Source organism: Inquilinus sp., from assembly GCF_057815775.1.
The window spans coordinates 1-4,152 of record NZ_JBYRFX010000431.1 but is presented as its reverse complement, the minus strand read 5'-3'; the positions used below and the strand labels follow the sequence as shown (position 1 = coordinate 4,152).

Genomic DNA, 4,152 nt, shown 5'->3' with positions numbered 1-4,152 from the left:
CCAGTTCGCCGCCTTCATGAATGGAGCCGGGCGTTTCCGGCGCGACATGGCTGGGAATGCCGCCGGGAAATGAAAACTGCTTGAACAACCGCTGCATGCCGGCCGTGTCGCGCGAGATCGCCGGGTAATATTCGCTGTAGGTGCCTTCCAGGTAAGTATTCGCGACCAGCGCCGGCCCGCCGTGGCCCGGACCCGCAACGTACATGGCGTTCAATTCGTACTTGTGGATGGCCCGATTCAAATGCGCGTAGATGAAGTTCAGCCCCGGCGTCGTGCCCCAATGGCCGAGCAGCCTGGGCTTGACGTGCTGGATCGTCAGCGGCTGCTCGAGCAGCGGGTTGTCCAGCAGATAGATCTGCCCGACCGACAGGTAGTTCGCCGCGCGCCAATAGGCGTCGATCCTGTCGAGTGCCGAATCCTGGTCCTGGATGTCTGGCGACATGCCGCAGTCCTCCTCAACGCCGGTGGCCGGTGTGTGTCTGGATGGGGTGCTGTCGGCGGCCTTGTCGCTGCTCCGCCGGTCGGGGATCGCATCTGCTCAAGGACTCGGCCGGCAGTGTGCGGAGGATTGGCCGGCACGGCAACGGGGCCGATGGTCACGGTCGATCAAGGCGCGGCACCGGACGGCTTGCTGCTGCGCAGCAGCAGCGCGACCGGCACCATCAGCAGGGCAAGGATCGCCAAAGCCTGGAACACGTCGATATAGGACAGGAGCGACGCTTGGCTCTGCACCAGCTGGCCGATCCAGTCGAAGGCCTGCTGCTGGGCCGAGGCCTGGTCCGCCCCCTGCGCCATGAAATGCGCCGTCGCCTGGTCCAGTCCCTGCTGGTAGCCGAGTGCCGAGGACGAGGCATGGCCGGCCAGGTAAGTCTGGTGCACCTGGGCGTTGCGGGCGAGCAGGGTGGTCGACAGCGACACGCCGATCGACCCGCCGAGGTTGCGCGCCACATTGATCATCGCCGAGGCCTGGCCGGTCTTCTCGGGCGGCAGGTCGGCGTAGGAGGCGGTGGTGATCGGCAGGAACAGGAAGGGCAGCCCGATCATCTGGAACACTCGCGACCAGGCGAAATACCGGAAATCCGCATCGGGCGAGAGGGTCGTGAAATGCCACAGCCCCATCGCCACCAGGGCCATGCCGCCCATGATCAGGTATTTCGGCTGCATCATGTTGGTCAGCCGGGACGAGACCGGCATCAGCAGCAGCATGGCCAGCCCGCCGGGCATCAGCGCCAGCCCGGCCCAGGTCGCGGTGTAGCCGTACTGTTCCTGCAGCAGCTGCGGCAGGATCTGGGTCGAGCTGTACAGGATGGCGCCGACCGCCATCATCACCAGGCAGGTGGTGCCGAACTGGCGCGTGAGCACCAGCCGGATGTCGACAATCGGCTCCTTCCGCGACAGCTCCCACGGCACCAGCAGGACCAGGGACAGGAAGGAGATCGCGGTGACGATCGTGATGAAGCTCGAGTCGAACCAGTCATCACGCTGGCCCTTGTCCAGCATGACCTCGAGGCAGCCGAGCCACAGCGCCACCAGCACGAGCCCGATCCAGTCGACCTTCAGCCCGCCGGCCAGGGCCTTCCGGCGCTCCCGCTTCAGGATGTCCGGTTCGACCAGCAGCCACTGCACCAGCACCAGCGAGGCGATGCCCATCGGCACATTGATCAGGAAGATCCAGTGCCAGGAGAAGTTGTCGGTGATCCAGCCACCGATGGTCGGCCCGAAGGTCGGGGCGACGATCACGGCGATGCCGTAGATGCCGAAGGCCTGGGCCCGCTTCTCCGGCGGGAAGCTGTCGGCCAGGATCGACTGTTCGCTCGGCGCCAGCCCGCCGCCGCCGAGCCCCTGCAGCACCCGGCAGAAGATCAGCATCTCCAGGCTGGAGGCCATGCCGCACAGCAGCGAGCTGACCGTGAACAGGGCGACGCAGATCATGTAGAAGCGCTTGCGCCCGACCACGTTGGACAGCCAGCCGCTGATCGGCAGCACGATGGCGTTGGCGACGAGATAGCTGGTGATCACCCAGGTGCTCTCGTCCTGCGAGGCGGCAAGGCTGCCGGCGATGTGGCGCAAAGAGACATTGGCGATCGAGGTGTCCAGCACCTCCATGAAGGTCGCGATCGAAACAACGCCGGCAATCAGCCAGGGATTGCGCCCACCCGCGGCCGACCGAGTGTCGCCCGCCATGCTCAGCGCACCGTCACGGTCGGCACCACCGACATGCCGGGTCCCAGCACCAGGTCGGGCGGGTGGTCGAACACGATCTTGACCGGCACCCGCTGCACCACCTTCACATAGTTGCCGGTGGCGTTCTCCGCCGGCAGCAGGGCGAAGGCGGTGCCGCTGCCGGCCTGCAGGCTGTCGACATGGCCGGGGAAATCCTGGTCGGGATAGGCATCGACCGAGATCGAGACCGGCTGCCCCGCCCGCATCAGGTCGAGCTGGGTTTCCTTGAAATTGGCGGTGACCCAGACATCGCGCGGTACCAGCATCATCAGGCTCTTGCCGGGCGAGGCATAGGTGCCCTTCGCCGCCGACAGCTGGGCGACGCGGCCGGCGACCGGGGCGGTGATCACGGTGCGGTCCTGGTTGGCCTGGGCCTGCTGCAGCGACGCCTGGTCCTGCTCCAGCTGGGCGGCGGCGCCCTGCGCCTGGGCCTGCAGCACGCCGAGCTGCTTGTCCGCGGAGGTCAGGGCGGCCTCGGCGCTGTCGGTGTCGGCTTGGCGCTGGCGCAGATCGGTCCCGGACTGGTCGGCCTTCTGCTGCGTGCCGGCGCCGGTCTTCACCAGATCCTGGGCGCGCTTGTTCTCGTCCTGGGCGAATTGCAGCCCGGCCTCGGCCGAAGTCACCTGCAGGTGCGACTGCTCGATCTTCGCCTTCTGGGATTCGATCTGGGCGGCGATCTCGGCCGCGCTGGCCTTGCTCTGGTCGACCTTGGCATGGGCCTGGGCCAGCGCGGCGGCATAGTCGCGGTCGTCGATCCGGGCCAGCACGGCGCCGGCCCCGACCAGTTGGTTGTCGGTGACGGGAAGTTCGGCCACGGCACCGCTGACCTGCGGGCTGATCGGCACCGTCCGGGCATCGATGAAAGCGTCATCGGTGCTCTCGTAGTTCCGGGCATACAGCCACCAGCCCACGCCGGCAGCCACCACGACCACCAGCACGACCAGGCCGATGAGGATGGCGCGCCGGTGTTTGGCGAAGAAACCGCGCCTGTCGTCCGCCGCTGCGGGGACCGGTGGCGGCGAGACCGGGGTCCCGGCGATATCCGGGCGGATCGCTTCATCTGGTGCCATGTCTGGGCCTTGTCGCCGATCGCTGGCTCATGGTCGGGGGCGGCCGGACGGTCCGCCGCCCGCTGGCGGGACGCTCAGTTGGAATCGGCCGAGACGCGCCACACCGTGTTGCCGACATCGTCGGCGATCAGCAGGGCGCCGGATTTGTCCACGGCCAGCCCGACCGGCCTGCCGCGGGCGGCCTCTTCCGAATTCAGGAAGCCGGTGACGACATCCTCGGCCTTGCCGCTCGGTCGCCCGCCGCTGAACGGCACGAAGACCACCTTGTAGCCATTGAAGCGATCGCGATCCCAGCTGCCGTGTTCGCCGACGAAGGCGCCGCCGCGATACTTCTGGGGAAGGCTGTCCGCCGTATAGAAGGTGAGCCCCAGGGGAGCGACGTGGGAACTCAGCGCGTAGTCGGGGGCAATCGCCTTCTCGACCAGATCGGGGCGCTGCGGCTGGACGCGCGGATCGAGATGCTGGCCGTAATAGCTGTAGGGCCAGCCATAGAAGCCGCCATCCTTGACCGAGGTCATGTAGTCCGGCACCAGGTCGGGGCCCAGTTCGTCGCGTTCGTTCACGACGGCCCACAGGGCGCCGCTTTCGGGCTCCCAGCTCAGCCCGTTGGGATTGCGCAGGCCGCTTGCGAAGATGCGCCAGCGGCCGGTTGCCCTGTCGACCTCCCAGATCGCGGCGCGGTTCTTCTCCGCCTCCATGCCATTCTCGGTGATGTTGCTGTTCGAGCCCACGCCGACATAGAGCAGCGAACCGTCCTGGCTGGCCACGAGGCTCTTGGTCCAGTGATGGTCGATCGGGCCTCCGGGGAGGGGCGTGAGCGGTATGCCGGCCGCGGTGATCTTGGTGTCGCCGCTGGTGT

The 4,152-nt window shown here is 67.3% G+C and carries 4 protein-coding genes; all 4 read right to left on the bottom strand.

Annotated elements, in window-relative coordinates; all coding sequences use genetic code 11:
• On the bottom strand, positions 1-442 hold a 442-nt coding region (locus AC3XYG_RS15345; RefSeq protein ID WP_489140711.1), incomplete at its 3' end, for a phosphoketolase family protein.
• 164 nt (positions 443-606) lie between these two features.
• Complete coding sequence (locus AC3XYG_RS15340; protein WP_489140710.1) at positions 607-2,184, bottom strand: DHA2 family efflux MFS transporter permease subunit; 1,578 nt, start codon at positions 2,182-2,184, stop codon at positions 607-609.
• A gap of 2 nt (positions 2,185-2,186) precedes the next feature.
• On the bottom strand, positions 2,187-3,293 hold the full coding sequence (locus AC3XYG_RS15335) for an HlyD family secretion protein (RefSeq protein WP_489140709.1): 1,107 nt from the start codon (positions 3,291-3,293) through the stop codon (positions 2,187-2,189).
• Between the two features lie 74 nt (positions 3,294-3,367).
• Positions 3,368-4,152: PQQ-dependent sugar dehydrogenase (locus tag AC3XYG_RS15330; protein ID WP_489140708.1), on the bottom strand; the 785-nt coding region annotated here is incomplete at its 5' end.

Excerpts from the sequence above, each read along its gene's own strand:
- AC3XYG_RS15340 (WP_489140710.1), bottom strand. The coding sequence starts at position 2,184 with ATGGCGGGCGACACTCGGTCGGCCGCGGGTGGGCGCAATCCCTGGCTG.
- AC3XYG_RS15335 (WP_489140709.1), bottom strand. The coding sequence starts at position 3,293 with ATGGCACCAGATGAAGCGATCCGCCCGGATATCGCCGGGACCCCGGTC.